The organism is Pedobacter heparinus DSM 2366, from assembly GCF_000023825.1.
Lineage (GTDB): Bacteria > Bacteroidota > Bacteroidia > Sphingobacteriales > Sphingobacteriaceae > Pedobacter > Pedobacter heparinus.
The window spans coordinates 4,771,401-4,794,353 of record NC_013061.1 but is presented as its reverse complement, the minus strand read 5'-3'; the positions used below and the strand labels follow the sequence as shown (position 1 = coordinate 4,794,353).

The window sequence follows — 22,953 nt, the reverse complement described above, 5'->3', positions numbered from 1 at the left end:
ATACGCTTATGACAAATTTTTCCTGTATCGCTAAACGCATCACTTCTTTTTTGATGTTGTTTCTTTCCTGCAGCCCCTTTATAACAGCACAAGTAAAATCCGGGACCATTGTTTACCCCAGGGGCTCTTTTGATGCCGACTGGATAAGCTGTCCGGATGTAAATTTAAAAAGTTATGGTGTGTTTCATATGCGAAAAGTATTTGAACTGACTTCCAGGCCTAAACAGTTTGTTGTGCATGTCTCGGGTGACCAGCGTTACCGTTTATTCGCTAACGGTACTCCAGTATGCTTTGGCCCTGCCCGGGGCGACTTAAGGAACTGGAACTATGAGACTATAGATATCGCGCCATATTTGAAAACGGGTAAAAACGTGCTTGCGGTACAGCTGTGGAATATGGGGTCCGGAGCTCCGGCGGCCCAGTTAACTTATCAAACAGGGTTCATTTTACAGGGGAACAGCAATGCCGAGCAAATGGTCAATACAAATAATAGCTGGCGTATTATTCAAAATAAGGGCTACTTTCCTGAGCCGTTTCCTCCCTCAAGATTGGCTTCATATATTGTTGGCAGCTGTGACAGTGTGGTGTTTAAAAATTACCCTTTTGGATGGCAAAATATTAATTATGATGACAAGAGTTGGCTAAGCCCTGTTTCTGAAACTAAACCAAGATACTATACTGAAAAGCGTTCGCTGATACCCCGCAGCATTCCGATGATGGAGGAAAAAATTGAACCCATTACTGGCATTGTTCGCATTTTAGGAACAGACACTTCGGCAATTTTAAACTCATTTAATAAAAATGGATCAATCACCATTCCCGCAAATACCAAAGCAACAATTCTTTTTGATAGAAAAACACTCACCACAGCGTATCCTGAAATAACATTTAGTAAAGGAAGTAATGGAAAAGTGAAGATCACTTATGCAGAATCGTTATTCAATAGCGAGAACTTGAAAGGAAACAGAAATGAGATAAAAAACAAAACCATTAAAGGGTATTACGATGTATTTCTGCCCGATGGCGGAACAGCCCATACATTTAGACCTCTATGGACACGTACTTTTCGATACATACAATTTGACATCACAACTGGCAGTGAACCGATGGTGATCGACAAAATGCAATCGGTATTCACTGCCTATCCATTTAAAGAGCATGCATTTTTTACGTCAAACGATAGTACTCTGCACGAAATATGGGATGTTAGCTGGCGCACCGCCCGATTATGTGCTAACGAAACGTATATGGACTGCCCTTATTATGAGCAGTTGCAATACGTGGGCGACACAAGGATACAAGCCCTGATTTCATTATATGTTTCGGGAGACGACAGGCTAATGAGAAACGCTATTGAACAATTCCATCAGTCACAAATTCCTGATGGATTGACTATGGATGCCTATCCTGCCGGGGGTGGTAAATTTATCCCACCCTTTTCTTTGTTCTGGATAGCAATGCTTCATGATTTTTATTGGTATCGCGATGATGAGAAATTTATTGAAAAATACCTCATTCCAATGGAAGCCATTCTGAAATGGTTTGAGTATAGGCTGGATAACAATTCAGGGATGCTTGGTAAAACCGGATATTGGAACTTTGTAGACTGGTCGTTCAGCCCAAAGGGTATCCCATCTGGTGGCCTGGAGGGCAATTCATCAATTTTATCCCTGCAGTATGTGTATGCTTTAGAGCAGGCTGCAGAAATTTTTGCACATGCAAAACAACAGCAAAAGGCTGATTACTACCATAACCTGGGCCAAAAAATTAAAAGGGCGGTCTATGCGCGCTGTTACGATATAAACAACAGATTGCTGGCCGATTCACCCGAAAGGAAAGCCTTTAGTCAGCATGCCAATATCTGGTCGATAATTACAGACTGCATACCCTTTAAAGACCAGGAGGCTACCATGGAAAGAATCATGAACGATAGCACTTTAACTGCCACGTCGCTTTATTATAGATTTTATTATACGAAGGCGATGAAAAAGGCAGGATTGGGTTCCTTATATTTATCTTCACTCCGTCCCTGGAAGCAAATGCTCGACTTAGGGTTCAGTACCTTCCCTGAAACACTTGCGCCTAATGTACGCTCTGATTGCCATGCCTGGAGTGCCAGCCCATGTTACGATTTCCTGGCAACAGTATGTGGAATAGAGCCTGGAACACCTGGCTTTGCTACCGTCAGGATAAGCCCGAATCTGGGCAATCTGAAAGCAGTTTCCGGAGAGCTGCCCCATCCCCTTGGACCTATTAAAGTAAGTTACAAAAAAATAAAAGAAGGCTCATATTCAGCCCATATTGAATTGCCAGCAAATTTAAATGGTATCTTTATTTCCAAGGATCAAAAAGTAATTTTAACAGGAGGAAAGCAGGAAATCACATTTAAATATGAATAAGCTACATTATTTAACCGCCACATTGTTTTGTCTGCTGGCAATCGGACTCAGGGCCCAGGAAGTGATACCGCTGTATCCCGATGGGCAGGTTCCTTTTGCCAAAGAAGGGGGAGAAATGCCAAAACTGACCGTTTTCCAACCTGCCCGAAACCTGGCGAAAGGTACAGCGGTTATTGTTTGTTCCGGAGGATCCTATGGAGGCCGGGCCAACAGGGTTGAAGGCATCCCTGCCTGTAACAAACTGATGGAAGCAGGCATTACTGCATTTCTTTTGGACTACCGGCTGCCAAAAGCAGAAAAAATGGAACGTAAGGAAATTGTGCCTTTAACAGATGCGCAACGGGCCATCCAATACCTGAGGGAACATGCGGGCCAGTATAAGATCGATCCTTCCCGTTTGGGGATAATGGGCTTTTCTGCAGGGGGGCATCTGGTGTCAACTGTGGGTACCCGCTTTGCTGAATCGGAACTCTATAACCCGAAAGGCACTTCATTGCGGCCCGACTTTATGGTGCTGGTCTATCCGGTAATAAGTTTTGCAGATTCATTGACCCATAAAATTTCCCGGATGAACCTGCTGGGGCCTGAGATTACCGCAGAAGAAATCAAGGCATATTCCAATGAATTGCAGGTAACCATGCAAACACCGCCCAGCTACCTTAGTTCCGGAATGGATGATAAAATTGTAGACGTAAGAAATAGTCTTTATTTTTCCGCCGCACTGCGGCAGTATCGCATTCCGGTAGAGTTGTTTCTGTACGAAAAAGGGCGTCATGGATATGGTGTAAATAATACCCAAGCACAAGTACAGTGGATAGACGATTGTATCCAATGGATCAAAAAAGAACGTTATAAGAAATGAAAAAGAAATCAATAATATCGGCTTTTCTGTTATCCATCCTCTATATGGTTCCCGGAAGGGCTCAAAACACTCCGGTCGGGTCACCAGTGGGACTGATGTGTGACCTGGTGTCTGCAACAGTTGATGTTCGGCCGGTACTTATATTTAACAAAACACCTGCCTTTAGCTGGGAATTGTCTGCAGAAAAGAAAGGGTTGGTCCAGATAGCTTATCAGCTATTGGTGTCTGATGATCTGGAAGAACTAAACCGGGATGTGGGCAAGGTTTGGGATTCCGGAAAAATAATGAGCTCCCTATCTGCTGGAGTTTTGTTAAAAAATACCACACTGAAACCAAATACACGCTATTATTGGAAAGTTAAGATATGGGATAGCCAGAAGGCGGCGAGCCCCTACTCCAGGGCCGTATCATTTCTAACGGGCGATACGCTGTCCGCTTATAAAAATCCCTCTTATCCCTTACAAATTACCGAACAGCAGCCGGTTTCATTAAAGGCAATCGGCAAAATTTACCAGGCCGATTTCGGCAAGGATGCTTTTGCACAGCTCAAACTTCAGCTGTCTTCAACATTTGGAGGTGATACCGTATTTGTACGTTTGGGCGAAATTTTGGATAAGGATGGCAACATTGACCGGAAGCCCCCTGGAAAAATCCGTTATGCACAATATGTTCTGGTTTTGCAAAAAGGTACACACACCTACAAACTCAGTATTTATAAAGATAACATCAATACCAGGCCTGCCGCCATTAAAATGCCTGCTTACGTTGGCGAGGTAACCCCATATAGATATTGTGAAATCGAAGGTTATAAGCAGCAAATACAAAAAGAGTTATTAACCAGATTGTTTGTCCACTATAAATTCGATGACGAAGGCTCATCCTTCCATAGTTCTGATTCCACTTTGAATGCCATATGGGATTTATGTAAGTATTCGATAAAGGCAACGTCTTTTACAGGGATGTATGTAGATGGCGACAGGGAACGTATCCCCTATGAAGCAGATGCTTACATCAACCAGCTCAGCCATTATGCGGTAGACAAAGAGTTTACAATAGCACGTAATTCACACGAATACCTCATTACACACCCTACCTGGCCAACGGAATGGAACCTTCAATCTGTTTTAATCGCCTGGAATGATTACCTGTATACCGGGGATATCCGCTCTGTAGCTCATTATTACAAAGACCTCCAGGCCAAAACCCTCCTTTCATTAACCGATTCAACAGGACTGATCAGTACGTTAAACGGACTATTGAATGACGATGTTAAAGCTTCGATACATCTGAAGGATGCAACCTTAAAAGACATCGTCGATTGGCCAAGAAATACCGAAACAGATGGTTTTGTATTTACAAAGTACAATGCGGTGGTCAACGCGTTTCATTATCGGGCGCTTGTGCTCATGGAACAGATCGCAAAGCAGCTGGGTAAAACTTCCGATGCCCATATGTACCGGAAAAGTGCAGCCAATGTTAAAGCCGCATTCCAAAAAATGTTTTTTGACCCGGCCAGGAATATTTTTGTTGACGGTATTGGTACCGATCATGCTTCATTGCATGCCAACGCCTTTGCTTTAGCCCTGGGCTTGGTAAACGATCAGCATAAGAACAGCGTTATGGCTTTCATCAGGTCAAAAGGCATGGCCTGTAGTGTTTATGGAAGCCAGTTTTTATTGGACGGGGTTTATGATGCCTGCGATGGCGACTATGGTTTGTCGCTGCTTACTTCAAAAACCGACCGGAGCTGGTTCAATATGATTAAAGTAGGCAGTACCATTACACTGGAAGCCTGGGACAATAAATATAAGCCCAATCAGGATTGGAACCATGCATGGGGTGCTGCGCCTGCAAATATCATTTCGCGTAAACTAATGGGTATCGAACCCATAACGCCCGGTTGGACAAGGTTCTCTATAAAACCTCAAATAGGATCGCTGGAGCATGCGCGTATCACCGTTCCTACTGTTAAGGGAAAGATCAAGGTAGCCTATGTACAAAGGAAAGATAGTTTCACTATGGATGTTGAAATACCGGGGAATACTTCGGCCCAGGTAAGCCTCCCGCTTAAAAATGAAAGCAGATACGAAGTTTTGTTAGATGGTAGTCCGGTTAAAACAAGCAGGGAAAATCAAACAGTTCTGGTAGACTACTTAGGCTCAGGCAAGCATACATTGCATATCGTTTATAAAAAATAATTTTTGATCATGTCATATTGCTCATAACCAGTAGCTTGGGTAAAAAATAAAATGTAATAATCGTACTATATTTTGCTTGGATCGTATTAGCAATAACTGTTTTCCTCCATTACATTTGTTTAAACTGAGCGTTGATTTCAATTAACCAAATTATTGTGAAGCTAATTAAATCATTTTTTTGCCTGACTTTATTGGCGGCCTGTACAATCCATACCTTTGGTCAGGCTGGAAAACACCGTCAGCAAAATGAGGGCATGTCTGCGCTGGAAAAAGGCTTCAAGGTAACACCCGATACGATTCAAACCAGTGTATACTGGTACTGGATGTCGGACAACATCTCAAAAGAAGGGGTGGTCAGGGATCTTAAAGCGATGAAAACTGCGGGCATCAACAGAGCTTTTATCGGGAATATCGGATACAATTCTACCCCATACGGGAAGGTAAAACTATTTTCTAAACAATGGTGGGACATCCTCCACCTTGCTTTAAAAACGGCCGGCGAACTCGGAATAGAGATCGGCATTTTTAACAGTCCAGGCTGGAGCCAGTCTGGCGGGCCATGGATCAGGCCAGAGCAGTCCATGAGGTATCTGACCTCCTCTGAAACCCTTATTAAGGGCGGGGGCAGGGTGAATGTCTTGCTGGAAAAACCCAAGCCTCAATTTCAGGATGTCAGGGTTGTTGCTTTCAGGGCACCTGAAGCTTATGGCAGTACGCTTACAGACCTTCGTCCGGTTCTGACCTCTAAGCCCGAATTGCCGCAGCTACAAAATCTGATAGACCGCGATACCTCAACGGCAATTACTATAACAGATGCCAATCAGGTGAACATAGACTTCCAGACAGAGAGGGAGTATACGGCCCGAAGCCTGACAATTTATCCGGCCGCTTACCAGATGACCGCTTCTGCCGAGCTTCAGATCAGGGAAGCAGGCGGTTATCGTACAATAAGATCCTTTGAAATTGACCGCAGGAGAAATGCCTTAAATGTTGGTTTCGATCCCTATGCAGCCATAGTGATTTCTTTTCCGGCAAGTACTTCAAAGCACTTCCGCTTAGTTTTGAAAAAAAGCATGTTGGCCGGCCAGTCTTTCCCTAAATATGGGATCAGGGAATTTATCCTTTCTTCTGTGCCCAGGGTTGAGCGGTATGTAGAAAAGACTTTTGCCAAAATGGTCCAAACACCCCTTCCTTATTGGAATGAATACCAATGGCCTCAGCAGCTCGTAGTTGGGGATAAAAATTTGTTGATCGAGCCGAAAAATGTCCTGGATGTATCCCGGTTTATGTCGCCAGATGGGAACTTTAACTGGGATGCTCCTGCCGGAGACTGGGTTATTATGAGAATGGGGATGACACCGACCGGGGTAAACAACAGTCCTGCTTCCAGAGAAGGTACGGGCCTGGAAGTTGATAAAATGAGCAAGGAACACCTCAGGTCTCATTTTGACTCCTTTCTTGGAGAAATTTTGAGGCGCATACCAGCCGCTGACAGAAAGACCTGGAAGGTGGTGGTCCAGGATAGCTACGAAACGGGGGGACAGAACTGGACGGACGGATTGATCGAAAAATTTAAGGCCAGGTATGGCTATGATCCCCTGCCTTACTTACCTGCCTTACAGGGAAAGGTGGTGGGTAACCCGGACATGTCCGATCGTTTTTTATGGGATTTAAGAAGGTTCATTGCAGACAAGGTGGCCTATGATTATGTGGGCGGACTGCGCGAAATCAGCCATCAGAACGGCCTCCGCACATGGCTAGAAAATTACGGTCACTGGGGCTTCCCGGGCGAATTTTTACAATATGGAGGCCAGTCGGACGAAGTTGCGGGCGAATTCTGGGCTGCCGGGGAATTGGGGAATATCGAAAACAGGGCGGCCTCTTCTGCAGCACATATATACGGGAAAACAAAAGTATCGGCAGAGTCTTTTACCGCAGGTGGCAAACCGTATATCCGCTATCCGGCTTACATTAAACAGCGGGGCGACCGGTTTTTTACTGAAGGGATCAACAATACGCTGCTCCATGTATTCATTCAGCAGCCAGATGAAAGGATGCCCGGTGTTAACGCCAACTTTAGTACCGAATTTAACAGGCACAATACCTGGTTCAATTATCTGGACCTGTTTACAGCCTATTTAAAACGATGCAATTTTATGCTCCAGCAAGGAAAGTACGTGGCAGATGTAGCTTATTTTATTGGAGAAGATGCACCTAAAATGACCGGGATAACCGAACCTGCATTACCATCCGGATATTCTTTTGATTACATCAATGCTGAAGTGATCATAAACCGGCTCTCTGTTAAAAACGGCCGCCTGTTCTTGCCTGACGGGATGAACTATGGTTTATTGGTATTGCCTGCACTGGAAACAATACGGCCGGAATTACTTGAAAAAATCCGTAACCTGGTAAGTCAGGGTGCTGCGGTTATGGGCCCTGCCCCTAAGCGTTCGCCAAGTCTGGAACATTATCCTTTGGCCGATCAGCACGTGTCTGCTATGGCAAAAGAACTTTGGGGCAACATTAACGGAACAACCATAACCTCACGCAAATATGGTAAGGGGCAGGTACTTTATGGTACGGATCTTTCCACTGCATTGAACAGGCTTAATATCGTTCCTGACTACAAAACAAACCATACCGATTCTATACTTTTTATCCATCGGACAACACCCGAGGCCGAGATCTATTATGTAAGTAACCAGAAAAACAAGCCGGTCAGTGTGCTTTCCGAATTCAGGGTGGGCAATAAGCAGCCGGAGCTTTGGGACCCGGTTGATGGCACAACACGTGCCCTGCCCCAATACGAACATAAAAATGGGATAACTACTATCCCTTTAAAGCTGGACAAGCTGCAGAGTACATTTATTATCTTTAAAAAAACCGCTCGCAAAGTACAGCATACTGGAACACTAAATAATCCGGAGGAGCTTACATGGGCAACAATTGAAAAACCCTGGAAAGTAACCTTTGACCGTAAGATGCGCGGTCCTGTACAGCCGGTAATATTTAATGAGCTGCTCGATTGGACGCAGCATACCAATAACGAGATTAGATATTATTCCGGTACGGCTGTTTATCGCAATTCTGTTGAATTAAAGAAAGCCACTGCCGCTCAGCACGTTTACCTGAATTTGGGAGAAGTAAAGGTTATAGCCAAAGTAAAAGTAAACGGTGTTGATGTAGGAGGTGCATGGACAGCACCATGGAGGGTAGAGATCACCAAAGCCATAAAACCGGGACTGAACACCATTGAAATAAGTGTGGCGAACACCTGGGTAAACCGTCTGATCGGCGATAGCATGTTGCCGCCGGAAGAACGGAATACCTGGACAAATGACAACCCTTATCACCCGAAAAGTATGCTCGAACCATCAGGATTAAAAGGCCCGGTGTTTATAAGCGTGACTAAATATTAACCTAACCAAATCATGTATGAAACTAAATTTACGATCTCTGCTCCTTGCCATGCTCCCGATTTTTGGCATTGCTTTTGGCGCGGCTGCGCAAACATTGCTGTCGCTGAATAAACCGGCATCGGCATCTACAACAGAAGGTTCCTACTTCGCTGCTAACGCCGTGGATAACAATACGGCCACTTACTGGTCATCAACTTCTAATGGTTATATCCAGACACTTACGGTAGACCTCGGGAGTATTCGGGATATAGACCATGTTGTTATTCAATTTGCCGACGGACGATATGCCGTAACTTTTGATATCCAGGGTTCAACAAATGGAATAACCTGGAATACACTAAAAACAATTCCACCCACTAACAGCCTTTCCCTGCTCACTATAAACGGAACCTATGGTTGGTATAGGTATATCAGGTTTAACGGACGCGGCAGGGCAAATACGGCCGGGTATCGGATTTCAGATTTTAAGGTTTATGGGGATGGGGATCCGACCAGTAGCCAACAGGCAGATATGGATACTGTTGCCGGCAGGCTAATCAGCCAATACTCGAAGCAGGAAAAGCAGGATCTTACCTTTTTCCTTACAACGATGTTGCCTAATGGACAATGGCCTGGTGTAAATTATACTGGTGACAATTGGCCGCGACATACACTTTGGCTAAATCGCCTGGCACAGGCTTATCGCAATCCGTCCAATGTTTTGTATAATCATCCTGATGTACCTGCCAAATTTATGTTGGCCATGAGACACTTTATCAATGCTAATTACGTGTCATCTAACTGGCATGATAATGAAATACGTTCGCCGAATAATGTGGTGTCGGCTTTGCTGCTGATGAGAGGAGCGATACCAAACGATTCTCTTATGACTTATGCGGCAACTGTAGTTGACCAAACCGATAATCCTGATCACAGAGGTGCCAACCGATCTTGGGTTTCTACAACGATGATACGAAAGGGATTGGTGATGGACAGTTATAAAACGGTTACGAAAGGTTACCAGAGTATGGTTAATGGGTTAAATATTGCCAATATGAGCATAGCCGAGGGCATCCGGATAGATAGCAGTTTCCACCAGCATCGAACCCAAATCCAAACAGGCAGCTATGGAATGATATTCGTAGATGATGAGGTGAAGTATCTCAATATCGCTGCGGGAACCAGTTTCAATTCAATTTATACGACAACTTATAAAAACAACCTTAGGGGAGTGATATTAGGTGGCCTTCGCAATCTCAGCTACCGCAACACGCTGGACTTTGGAATTATTGGGAGGTCGGTTAGTGGTGCCAATAGTCTTTTAAATAAGATCTCTGCAGGTTTATTGGATACACAAGCTGTAAATGATCCCGTAAACAATGCGTCTTATCAGAGCTGGAAGGCGCATCTGGCTGGAGCTGCATTCCCATTTTCAAGGGCGAAACATTTTTGGCTATCCAATATGGTGGTCAGTCGGGGAGCGAATTTCTATATGTCCGCAAAGATTACTTCTTCACGTAATACAGGTGCAGAGGCCATTAAGGGGACAAATTTAAAAGGCTGGAATTTGCCTTTCGGTGCAACTAATATCCTGGTTACCGGCAACGAATATGATAACATTTTTCCGAGTTGGAATTGGTCGCGTATTCCTGGTACTACGTCCGAAATGAATGAGGCAGCCGCATCAACCACCTTTGGAACGGTAGATGGTTATGTGACTGCCTCCAATGTCTATGGGGGTGGTCTTTCGGTCAACGAAGTAGGGATCATCGCCTTTCAGCAGGACAACAAAAGGGGGGTTACCGCAAATAAAGCCTATTTCTTGCTGGAGAACATGATGGTGTGTGTTGGCAATAGCATTACCGCATCAAAATCGAACGAAATAGTAACAACTGTCAATCAGACCAAGTTGGACGGGGCCATTACCATTCGGGACGATGGTTCTACCTATACCTTCTCGGGCGATTCGCTCACAACCAATAAACTAAACTGGGTGAACCATGGACAGGTAGGATATCTGTTTCCTAATGGTGGGTACTTTTCGCTTACAAATAAATCTCAAACGGGTACCTGGGCAAGTCTGGGCGGGGGCACCGGCAGTGTTACCAACCAAATGTTCAACCTTTACGTAAGACACAGCCCTACGCCAACCAACCGTACCTATTATTATATCGTGGCACCCAATAAGTCTGCTGGTGACATGACGACACTTTATGCCAATCACGGATTCGAACTTGCAAGTAACACTTCTACCGTACAGGCCATTTACCACAATGGCACCAATAAGCAATACGCTGCAGTTTTCTATGGTGCTGGTCAGGTAACCATGCCAGATGGACTGGTGATCAAATCGGATAAAAAGGCGATAGTGCAGGTCAAGAAATATTCAACAAATTACCGGATATCGGTTTCAGATCCGGAGTATACCGGCTCCAACATCACCATTACGCTTAACCTGCACTTAACCGGTGCCGGCACATCTTATGCGGGCGGAGAAACTGCCATCAACCTGTCTATGTATTCCGGAGATGAAAAAGGGAAAACGAATACAGGTTTTTATAACATTGTTAACGATGGATCGCTTATGGCTAAATCCGATCAGCAGAACAATGAAATCATGCTTTATCCAAATCCTGCTACTTCAACACTTACAGTTAAGGGTGTTTCTAAAGACGCGAAAATTGAGGTTTATGACCTGTGGGGCCGTAAGTATAAAACGGTGACCGGGAATTCGGTAGAGGTAAGCGAGCTGCAAAATGGCCCCAATTATTTTCTGAGAATTTACGATAAGGGCAAAGTTATCCGGAAGCAGTTCATCAAAGAGTAAGAGTTCTGGTACACTAAAATACGAATTATTTCCCACAATAGCGATACCATCCTTCTGGTGATGAATCCATTGCTAATCCCGGTACCTCAGTTTCTGGCAGGCTTATTGCATTTTATCTATCCTAAACTGCTCATATGCAATCGAAGACGATAGTGAGATTATGCCTGGTTAACCTGCTGATGTGTGGGCCGGTCTTTTCTTTTGGACAAAATGCGGGTGATGCGATCATTCAGACCAAAAAGGGTCAGGATACCGCCAGACAAACAGATCTGATCGACATCGGAAAAGCCTTATTTCGCATCCGCCCAGGTAAAATCCGGGAAGAAAAGGATAAAAAGCTTTATTTTTCTATTCTGCCTATCGGGGGTACTGTACCCGGGGGTACCGGAAATGCGCTCATTACCAGCACTTCAGCTGCGATGTATCTTGGCCCAAAAAAGACGACAAATCTTTCAACGGCGACCTTTACACCCTACTGGAATCTTGGCAGCCGTTTTGGATTGCCAGTCAGGACCAACATCTGGCTTCCCGACAACACCTGGCTGATTCAGGGAGATACCCGGTTCCTGGTTTATCCTCAATACACCTGGGGGCTTGGCCACCAGAAAGCGGATGAGGAGAAAGTATTGCTGAACTATAAATACATCCGGTTTTATCAGAATGCCCTTAAACGGATCAAACCGTACTTATATGCGGGTCTTGGCTACAACCTGGATTACCGCTTTAACATCAATACCGATGATCCCTCTCCGGAGCTGGAGCAGTATGCCGGCTATCGATACGGCACAGGCAAAAACTCCTTTTCTTCAGGAATTAGCCTGAACATGGTTTATGATACGCGGAGCAATTCCATAAATCCTATGCCGGGAATGTATGGAAATTTAGTTTACCGGGTGAACCCGACGTTTTTAGGCAGCGACAACAGCTGGAGCTCCGTTTATCTGGATGTGCGTAAATACATTTCTATGAATCCGGGAAAACCCCGTCAGCAAAATACGCTCGCGCTATGGTCATACTTCTGGACGGTGCTGAACGATAAAACTCCTTACCTGGATTTGCCAAGCACCGGATGGGACCCCTATAACAGATCGGCAAGGGGTATAGACCAGAACAGGTACCGTGGCAGAACGCTGTTTTATGCTGAGAGTGAATATCGCAGGGACATTACCACAAATGGCTTATTGGGTTTTGTGGTATTTGCAAATGTAAACACTGTTAGTGGATCGGGCTCTTTATTTACCTCCTGGAAGCCTGCAGCAGGAACCGGTCTGCGCATTAAGTTTAATAAGGCTTCAAATACGAATATCGGTATTGATTATGGCATGAGTAAAGGATACAGTGCAGTTTTGCTCAATCTTGGAGAAGCATTTTAAACCTGATATCCTACAAGGTTAACAACCTTTGGCAGGTTGTTTAAAAAAACGCCCGGAATAACGTTTATCAATGCTTCGCCTGCAAAATGCCCATCGCCAAATATTATATGGCAAAAGCCCAAAAATTTAGTGAAATGAGTTGAGTGTTCATGCAGATTTCATGGCCATTGATATGTTTTTTTGCTTAAACAAACCAGACCAATAAAAATGGAAAAGCAAACAATAGCTGTAATACCGTTAAAGGAGCTAAACAATGAGGAAGAAAGGCCCCGCCGAAAGGATGACGAGTTTCTTAAAGGAGCTTTTGAAGACAATTTTCCTGATTTCTTACGTTTTGTATTCTCTGATGCCGACGAAATATTGGATTTTAATAGAGAGATAGAATTTTTGAATAATGAGCTGTTCACTATTATTCCAGACAGGGAACGTAAAGGAGGGGGCCGCAGGGCAGATCTTTTAGCTAAACTGTATCTAAAAGACGGTACAGAAAAGTGGGTACTATTGAATGTAGAAATAGAGGGTGGTAATGATCGTAAGTTTGGCCAACGGGTATTTGAATACAATTACCGCATCAGAGATAAGTATAAAGTATCTGTAGCCTCTATTGCAGTATTTACCGGTAAAAAGACGCAATTAAGGCCTACGGAATACCTTGACGAATTGCTGGGTACAGTACTTTCATTTAAGTATACTGCATACCACGTTTTCGATCATCAGGAAGATGAACTGTTAAAAAGCGACAACCCGTTTTCCCTCATTGCTCTGGCCTGCCAGAAAGCATTGCTGGAAGGTAAAATACCGGATGAAGAACTTGCTGATGAAAGGCTTGTCATTGTCAAGGCATTACTGCGTCATGGTTATGACCGCCAGCGGATTATCAGTTTTATATTATTTCTTAAGAACTTCATTTTTATTGAGAGTGAAGAAATTAATCGTAAATTTGATCAGCAGATCGAGGAACTAACTAAAGATAAAAATCCTATGGGAGTTATTGACGTTTTTAAAAAGTGGGAAAGACAGGAAGCTAAAATAGAAGGAAAACTGGAAGGCCGCCGTGAGGAGGCTTTAGAAATTGCCAGGGAACTAAAAAAAGAGGGCCTTACTATTGAATTTATTGCTAAAACTACCAAGCTCCCTATAGCAGAAATAGAAAAGCTATAACCCATACACCCACAATTAAATTATTCATCTGATAATGTGTGGTTTCGTTGGCTGAAATGTATAAGTTTACAATATAATCCGGTTTTGATTTTTTCGGAATTATAGCTAACTTATTATTGAGGTTTAAACACAACAGGGAAATGGGTGCTTACAGCACATATACCGATCAGGAACTGATTGCTTTGTTAAGGGCTGCGGATCATGCTGCTTTTACGGAAATTTACAACCGTTATTGGAGTACGTTGATGGCTATGGCCTACAACCATACCAAAGATAAATCGGCTGCCCAGGAAATTGTGCAGGAACTTTTTGTTGGTGTATGGAGCAGGAGGGACAAACTGGAGATCCAAACCTTAAAAGCTTATCTGGCCACGGCAGTAAAGTTCTCCATATTTAAGCAAATAGAGCGGGAACGCAGGCGCAGGGATATTGAGCATAAGGAGTATAAACTGAACAGTTATGCAGATGACGAACAAAAGCTTGAAGCTAAGTTTTTACAGGAGTATATTAACGGGCAGGTAGAGCTGTTGCCAGAAAAATGCCGCCTGGTATTTAATTACAGCCGGGTTGAAGGTATGACCATACCAGAGATAGCAAAGGAGATGAATATTTCGGAAAAAACGGTTGAAGGACATTTAACCAAAGGGATCAAAGTAATCAAAACCAATTTGAAAGATTCCGGCATCCTGATCATTGCTGTTTCTGCAAGCAGTCATTTATGGATTAATTAAATTCAACCTTGCAGGCCGGTGTAAATGGTATTTTTGTGTATGCACACTGCGGTACAGAATAAACGGATATTGATATCATGGGCCAGATATTTTAAAAGAGGCTGAACATGTTGCCATCTAAAAAACGGTTGAAGGGCATTTAACCAAAGTGATCAGAGTAATCAAAGCCAACCTGAACCAGACATTTTCGTTCATCCGCAGTATACTTCTTCTTTAATTTTGAGTTATTGATCAATATATGATATAGAGTTAAACAATTCTGCCCATTTATAAATTGGAAACGTATTTTATGGCAAATTGCCGAATGAACTGTGCCTGGTTTTTTCAAACAAACATTCTTTCATTTTTGCTCCGAAGAAAGTTCATCAAATCAGCCATTACATTTAAAACAATCGAAATAGATACTTGAACATGGTTAAATTTATATTATACTTGCTGCTTAGATAATCAACAAAAATTATCACCAGGGTACAACTGATGGAGAGCAGGCAACTTAAAAATGAAGAAGAACTATTGGCCAGGATTGCCATGGGCGATCAGCGTGCATTTACGGAAATCTTTGATTTTTATCAGCGTTATGTATATGATTATGGCCGAAAGCTGACTAAATCCGAAGATCAGGCGAGTGAGATTGTACAAGATGTATTCTTAAAAATATGGCTCAACAGAGAAAAATTCAACGAGGTGAAAAATTTCGGGGCATATCTAAACCGGGTAGTAAGAAACCATTCCATAAACGTGATACGCAAATTGGCACAAGATGCCAGATCGGCCACACAGCTTAAAATTAATACTCTGGAATCTGACAATTCCACAGATAAAATACTAGATTACAATGAAAGTAACAGGATATTGACCCAGGCTGTCGAAAACTTAAGTCCCCAGCAACGAACAGCATATACCCTTTGCCATATACAAGGATTGAAATATGAAGAAGTTGCAAAAAAGATGAACGTTTCAAGCCGTACTGTACAGGCACATATGCGTCAGGCTTTAAAACACATACGTGAGCACTTCAGTAAACATGCACTAGCCTATCCGGCGCTATTTGCTGTACTATTTAAATAAATAGCATTGTAAATCAGTCTATTAAATATTTGTCAATTATTTTTTAGTTAACCACTAAGCATTTTTTTTGCGTCAGGTGTCAATGTAGTTAAAAGGTATAAAAGCCTACAACCAACAAACGATGCAAAAATCAAACGCGAGGATTCAAGTCCTGCTACAAAACTATTTCAATAACCTGAATACCGAAACGGAAAATGAAGAGCTATGGTCGCATATCATTACTTCTCACAACGATCAGGAATTGATGCAGCTTTTTCCCGATGCATTTAGTGACGAAATGGAGGTTCCCGAAAATGCATTGGATGCCACAAAAAAACAAACTATTTTAAACTACATCTACAATCATCATTTATTACAAGCAAGCCATCAGCCTAAAACGCTGAGGTTACTACCAAAATTGGCGGCGATAGCGGCAGCTGTAGCTTTGATAATCTCAGGCGTTTGGTTTTATGCCGGCAACCCTGTCGCAAATCGCAATTCAAAAATCGCGAATCAAAATGACATTAAGCCCGGCAAAAACACAGCCACAATTACCTTACCAGGTGGCAGCAGCGTGCAACTAAGCGATGCGAAAAGCGGAGTAGTGATTGATGCGAGTAAGATCACCTATAGTGATGGAACTACTTTGGAAGGGGATACTTCTTCGCCAGGGCTGCTAAATGGAATGACAACCATCACTACTCCCCGTGGTGGAACCTATCAGGTTGTCCTTCCTGATGGCACCAAAGTGTTTTTAAATGCAGACAGTAAGCTTGAATTCCCGGGTAAGTTTTTGGGCGGCGAACGGCGGGTTAAACTGACCGGTGAAGCTTATTTCGTGGTTGTGCATAATTCAAAAATGCCTTTTAAAGTGGAAAGCACCGGGCAGACTGTAGAGGATATTGGTACTGAATTTAACATCAATGCTTATGCGGACGAGCATAGCACGAAAACTACATTGGTTGAGGGCAGTGCAAAGGTAAATGAGGTCATACTCAAACCAAACCAGCAATCCTCTCTTAATGGTACCCGTATAAAAGTTGAACATGTGGACACAGAATTGTTTATAGCCTGGAAAAACAATCAGTTTGTTTTTGAACAGGATGACATCCGCTACATCATGCGCATGATCTCGCGCTGGTATAATGTAGAAATAGTATATCTGGGTGAATTACCTGTAACTACATTTAGTGGCTCGGTATCCCGTTTTGCCAATGTGTCTGAAGTATTGCGGCCATTAGAATCAACCGGACAGGTAAAATTTAAAATTGAAGGAACGAAGATTTTGGTAAGCAGATAGTACGGATATCAAAAAAACCAAATCCCTGCTGAAACAGGAACTTGGTCAATACTTGGTGCTTAATTTAATAAACTAAACCCGCAGTGGCCTGACGCTTCAGAACAAAAGGCTCCTGCACAACCAAATATATAAATGTATAGAAAAATAACCACAAACCTGGGTATAATAAATTCTTATATCCGTAAAATTTGGCTAATTATGCGATTAACCACCGTAATACTAATAGCTGCCCTGATGCAGGTAAGTGCTGCCGGCCTTGCACAGAAAATTACTATTTCAAAAAAACAAGCAGACTTACGTGCTGTACTAAAAGTGCTAAGGACTCAGAGTGGCTATAATTTTGTGTATGCAGACAATGCGCTCTCTCAGGCTAAGCCTGTTGACATTTCTGTAAAAGCTGCCGACTTTAAAGATGTTTTAGCGCAAATATTTGCCAATCAGCCTTTAACTTATAAGATTGACAATAACGTTATCATTGTTCAAATAAAGCCAAGTGTGATGATGCAACCTCTTAGAAAAAATATCAGCGTTTCAGGTGTGATCAATGATGAAGAGGGGAATCCATTGCAGGGCGCAGGCGTAAGAATGAAAGGTGGGGATAAAAAAGCAGTTGCTGATAAGAACGGACGCTATAGTATAGAGGTTCCGGATAATGCAATACTGGTTTTTACCTACCTCGGTTTTGATGACCGGGAAATGCGGGTTGAAGGAAGACAAACCATTAACGTTACACTAAAACCGCAGATCAGCAAACTGGATGAGGTTTTAGTGGTAGGATATGGATCCGTACGAAAAGTTGATCTTACAGGTTCTGTTGCGCAGGTAAATATCCGTGATATGACTAAAGCTCCGGTGTCTTCTATAGAACAGGCATTGGCGGGCCGTGTGGCTGGTTTAAATGTTTCTGCCAGTCAGGGACAGCCCGGAGAAGAAGGGATCAATATACGGATCAGAGGAGTGGGCTCCATCACACAGGATGCGTCCCCTTTGTACGTCATTGATGGCTTCGCAACAGAGAACTTTGATCTTTCTATGTTGAACCCTGACGATGTGGAATCCATAAATGTGCTCAAAGATGCTTCCGGAACTGCGATCTACGGCTCCAGAGGTGCAAATGGTGTCATTGTTGTAGAAACAAAAAAGGGTAAAGTGGGTAAACCCAATTTGAATTATTCAGGATCCTACGGTTTTCAGGATGTGACTAAAAGGGTTGAGGTATTAAGTCCTTATGAGTTTGTTAAATTGGAATTTGAGCGGGATTCGGTAACTGCCAGGACGCTGTATCTCCCGGACGGCGTAACCTATGACTCCTATAAAAATCTGGAAGGGATCAACTGGCAGGATCAGTTCTTCACCAAAGGTGTAACCAATATTCACAATTTATCACTGCGGGGAGGGAATAAAGATACCAGGTATGCCATTTCAGGATCCTTGTTTGAGACCGGCTCTGTGGTAGTAAATACGGGTTTGAAGAAACAACAGGGACGCATTACTACAGATCAGAACGTCAGCAAAAAATTGAAAGCTGGCCTGAGCACAAATTATACACACACGCAGACCTATGGCCAGATCGCTTCTTCTATAAAAGATGGCTATGCATCGAGTGCGCTTCTTTATTCAGTATGGGGATACAGGCCAGTTAACGCCAGATATTTGACAGGCGACATAGATCTGGAAGAAGAACTTTTTGATGAAGGTGTAACCAGCACTACAGATTACCGCTTCAACCCGGTGCAGTCTGCAAAGAATGTTTACAGAAATAAGGACAACAATAACCTGGTTGCCAATGGGTATTTTAATTATGACATCACTAATAATCTGGTCTTCAAATCTACCGGTGCCATTAACCTGAATACCATTCAATTGGGTACATTCTATAACTCCAATACGAGCGAAGGTAGCCCCATAAGCCCTAGAAATAACTATGGACAGTGGGGGTCAATGTCCTATAGCAGCCGCACAACCTGGTCTAACGAAAATACCCTTACCTATAGCAAGGTAAACAAGGTTCATTCCTTAAACGTATTGGGTGGTTTTAGTTTCCAAAAGGAAAGCAGCAAAGGAAATAACTATACAGCAATTAAAGTTCCTAATGAGACTTTGGGCATAGACGGATTGGGGCAAGGTACGCCGCTGGCTGTAGGCTCTTTCGGCACTTATAATACCCTGCAATCTTATTTCAGCAGAGTAAATTATGGGTATCAATCCAGATACCTGTTCACAGCAACATTCAGGGCCGACGGGTCGTCTAAATTTCCGAATAACAAATGGGGTTACTTTCCATCAGGAGCTTTTGCCTGGAAAATGAAGGAAGAGTCTTTTCTTAAAGGAATTGAAACCATTACAGAAGCCAAATTACGTTTGAGTTACGGCCTTACCGGGAACAACAGAGTAGGGGATTTTTCTGCGCTTTCACCAATCAATGTAGACAACTCTACTGGTTATTCTTTTGGGAATGAGGTGCCAACACCAGCAGCCATCCCTACGATTGGCAATCCCAAATTAAGATGGGAAACTACTGCGCAGCTCAATTTAGGATACGATTTAGCTTTATTGAAGAACAGGATTGAGCTGGTGGTAGATCTATATCGAAAGAAAACAGACAATTTGTTGCTGCTGGCCAATATGTCGCCAAGCACAGGGTATGCCCGTGCCTACAAAAACGTAGGTAAATTAAAGAATGAGGGTTTGGAATTTACCTTGAATACGGTGAATATCAATAAGCGGGATTTTACCTGGCGGAGTAATTTTAACATCAGCTTCAACCGGAATACCATTTTACAACTAGCTGATGAAGAGGAACGCTTGTTGAATAGTATCACACCCAGATGGCAATCCGGATATGCTGACCCGGTATTGTATAGTGCAGCAATAGGTCATTCAGTAGGTAATTTCGTTGGGTACATCTTTGATGGGATTTATCAGTACGATGATTTTTATCAATTGCCCAATGGCGGTTACCGCCTTAAAAATGCTGTGCCGACAAATGGGATGGCCAGAGAGGTCATCAAACCAGGATATATCCGCTATAAAGACCTGAACAATGACGGAGTCATCACAGCGGCCGATCAAACCATTATCGGCAGGGGTTTACCTATTCATTCTGGTGGTTTTTCCAACAATTTTACTTATAAAAACTTAAGTCTGAACGTCTTCTTGCAATGGTCTTATGGCAATGATGTATACAATGCAAACAAACTGATTTTTGAGGCAAAAGCATACAGCATGCTGAATCAATATGCGGGTTATGCGAATCGGTGGTCGCCTGCAAATCCGAGTACGACCATACCGGTTGTGGGTGGGGTTCCTGAGGGCTATTATTCGACCAGGGAATTGGAAGATGCTTCCTATTTAAGGTTGAAAACTGTGGAATTGGCTTACAGCGTACCAGTGAATTACCTGAAAAAATTAGGACTTAAAGAGGTCATCCTGACAGCTTCTGCACAGAATCTGCTTACATGGACCAACTATTCAGGAATGGATCCGGAAGTGTCCACGCGCAATTCCATCTTGACTCCAGGGTTTGACTATTCTGCATTCCCTATTGCGAAAACATTAGTTTTTGGACTAAAGGCTTCATTATAAAACCAAAAAATATTATGGAAAAGAAATTATATATCTGTATTGTTGTAGCCCTGGTTTGTATGGCTACATCTTGTTCTAAATTTTTAGATACTGTACCAAAGGATACGATCACCAGTTTAAATTATTACGAGACTGAACAACAGCTCAATTCGGCATTGGCCGGGGTATTCCAGACCTTGACAAAAATTTATGGACACAGCTTTCAGGGGGTGATGTCATTGGACGGAGATGAGGGTTTTTACAACCGTTCTGCACAGAATACGGGCATTGCTGTAAACCTGGTTACCACTTCTGAAACTAACGTAACTAATGTATGGACCGCATTGTATAACGGAATTGAAAGAGCAAACCTATTGCTGGCCAATATCAATAAACCTACAATGACTGAAGCAAACCGGTCTGTCATTAAAGGAGAAGCTTTGTTTTTAAGGTCCTACTTTTACTTTTTACTGGTGAGCTACTGGGGAGATGTGCCTTTGCTGCTGGAACCTACTTCTTCTGTTGCACAAACTAATAATCCCAGAACACCTTCAAAAGAAGTATACGAGCAGATCATCAAAGATATGACCGAAGCGGAAAGTCTGGTCCCTGATGTAAGGCAGGTCAGCAACGCAGGTCACATCAATAAGTCTGCCGTACGCGGTTTGTTGGCCAGGGTGTGTTTATATATGGCCGGAGATCCTGTAAAGGATGTGTCCAAATACGAAATGGCTAAAATCTGGGCAAAAAAGGTAATAGATGACGGCTATCATAGCCTTAATCCGGATTACAGGCAGGTATTCATTAACATGAGCCAGGATAAATATGACCTTAAAGAAAGCATCTGGGAGGTTGAGTTTTACGGTTATAGTTCAGATGGTTTCAATGCCACCGGGAAAGTTGGTATTCATTATGGAATTTCCCACGGTGGTCAGGACCCAAATTATGGTTATTGCTTCGGATATGTAGCGGTCACACCAAAGTTATATTTTTCCTATGCAAAAGGTGATTGGAGAAGGGACTGGAACATCGCCCCATACACTTTGTCGTCGACCAATCCTGCCACTAAAACGTATCGCCCAATCTATCCTACAGCCATGCAGGCAAGTGAAAGAAGTGTAGCTAAATGGAAAAGGGAATATGAAACCGTTTATCCAAAAGAGCAAGGAGGTAACTCGGTCAATTATCCGCTGCTGCGCTACTCAGATGTATTACTGATGTATGCAGAAGCAGTAGCAAGTCAAAATGGAACTGTACCAGATCAGGATGTATTGGACCAGACTGTAAATCAGGTAAGGAGAAGAGCGTATGGAAACCTGTTGCCAAATAGAGAGCTGATTGATACCATTACTATTTCTACTGCAGGTTCAGGATATACCTCAGCGCCGGCAGTTACAATTTCTGGTGGTGGCGGTGCAGGTGGCGCTGCTGTTGCCACAGTTGCAACAAGTGGAACCAGAGCGCTAAACGCCATCTATCTGGAGAACAGAGGTGGTAATTATAATTTAACACCAACCATTACTATTGGTGAATCCTGGATGCCAAATGTCTTATACGCTGCAGGTAAACAAGTTTATAACGACAATAAGCTGTATACTGTAACTACAGCAGGTACAACCACCGCTACACCACCAACACAAAGCTCCGGAGCATCTGCAGCAGCCACTACCGGTGCTGTGTTTACCTATGCAGGAGTACAAGCAAAGGCCGCTGTAACCCTGACCAGGTTATCTGAATTTAAAGGTGACGTAAAAACTGCGGGCTTTGCTGACTATGCCAGATTTATGGAGTTCCTGAAAGCGGAGCGTTCAAGAGAATTGGCATTTGAGGCCATGAGGAAGAGAGATCTGGTACGCTGGGGTGATTACTACCGTGTGATGAAACAAATTGCGCTGGATTTTGCTGCTCTGGGATCAAGGGCCTTTGGTGGAAAAGCAGGGGAAAACACCTCAGAGAGAGATGTTTTATGGCCTATACCTGATGCTGAAACTACCGTCAATAAGGCAATCGGTCAGAATCCAGGTTGGTAATTGTTATTCGTTTTACTATTTATTGATAATCTAATGAACACATATTTTAAATATTATTTA

12 protein-coding genes are annotated in these 22,953 nt (G+C 43.1%); all 12 read left to right on the top strand.

All coding sequences use genetic code 11. The features are described from left to right. Positions 1-8: 8 nt before the first annotated feature. The 12 genes from PHEP_RS19830 to PHEP_RS19775 all read left to right on the top strand — a co-directional run bounded on the left by PHEP_RS19830 (position 9) and on the right by PHEP_RS19775 (position 22,893). Positions 9-2,399 carry an alpha-L-rhamnosidase-related protein gene (locus PHEP_RS19830; RefSeq protein ID WP_015809775.1) on the top strand — a complete coding sequence of 797 codons (2,391 nt, stop codon included), beginning with the start codon at positions 9-11 and terminating at the stop codon, positions 2,397-2,399. Then, positions 2,392-3,261, top strand: a complete 870-nt coding sequence (locus PHEP_RS19825; protein ID WP_015809774.1) for an alpha/beta hydrolase — start codon at positions 2,392-2,394, stop codon at positions 3,259-3,261. Before PHEP_RS19830 ends, PHEP_RS19825 begins: the two co-directional genes overlap by 8 nt. After that, positions 3,258-5,459 (top strand): alpha-L-rhamnosidase-related protein, encoded by a 2,202-nt coding sequence (locus PHEP_RS19820; RefSeq protein WP_015809773.1) that lies wholly within the window; start codon positions 3,258-3,260, stop codon positions 5,457-5,459. Before PHEP_RS19825 ends, PHEP_RS19820 begins: the two co-directional genes overlap by 4 nt. A gap of 155 nt (positions 5,460-5,614) precedes the next feature. Next, positions 5,615-8,881 carry a glycosyl hydrolase gene (locus PHEP_RS19815; RefSeq protein WP_015809772.1) on the top strand — a complete coding sequence of 1,089 codons (3,267 nt, stop codon included), beginning with the start codon at positions 5,615-5,617 and terminating at the stop codon, positions 8,879-8,881. Between the two features lie 16 nt (positions 8,882-8,897). Next, positions 8,898-11,687: a polysaccharide lyase family 8 super-sandwich domain-containing protein gene (locus PHEP_RS19810; protein ID WP_015809771.1), complete on the top strand. Its 2,790-nt coding sequence runs from the start codon at positions 8,898-8,900 to the stop codon at positions 11,685-11,687. A gap of 134 nt (positions 11,688-11,821) precedes the next feature. Continuing rightward, positions 11,822-13,060, top strand: coding sequence for a BamA/TamA family outer membrane protein (locus PHEP_RS19805; protein WP_015809770.1), 1,239 nt, complete (start codon positions 11,822-11,824; stop codon positions 13,058-13,060). Positions 13,061-13,267: 207 nt separating this feature from the next. Then, positions 13,268-14,221: an RpnC/YadD family protein gene (locus tag PHEP_RS19800; RefSeq protein WP_015809769.1), complete on the top strand. Its 954-nt coding sequence runs from the start codon at positions 13,268-13,270 to the stop codon at positions 14,219-14,221. Between the two features lie 116 nt (positions 14,222-14,337). Then, complete coding sequence (locus tag PHEP_RS19795) at positions 14,338-14,952, top strand: RNA polymerase sigma-70 factor (RefSeq protein WP_238326516.1); 615 nt, start codon at positions 14,338-14,340, stop codon at positions 14,950-14,952. Positions 14,953-15,429: 477 nt separating this feature from the next. Further along, complete coding sequence (locus PHEP_RS19790) at positions 15,430-16,020, top strand: RNA polymerase sigma factor (protein ID WP_015809767.1); 591 nt, start codon at positions 15,430-15,432, stop codon at positions 16,018-16,020. 121 nt (positions 16,021-16,141) lie between these two features. Beyond that, entirely contained in the window at positions 16,142-17,299 is a 1,158-nt protein-coding gene (locus tag PHEP_RS19785) for a FecR family protein (protein ID WP_015809766.1), read from the top strand. Between the two features lie 198 nt (positions 17,300-17,497). Then, a complete protein-coding gene (locus PHEP_RS19780) occupies positions 17,498-20,884 on the top strand; it encodes a TonB-dependent receptor (protein ID WP_162141674.1) in 3,387 nt (1,128 codons plus the stop codon). Between the two features lie 14 nt (positions 20,885-20,898). Beyond that, positions 20,899-22,893, top strand: a complete 1,995-nt coding sequence (locus PHEP_RS19775) for a RagB/SusD family nutrient uptake outer membrane protein (RefSeq protein ID WP_015809764.1) — start codon at positions 20,899-20,901, stop codon at positions 22,891-22,893. The last annotated feature ends 60 nt before the right edge of the window (positions 22,894-22,953 follow it).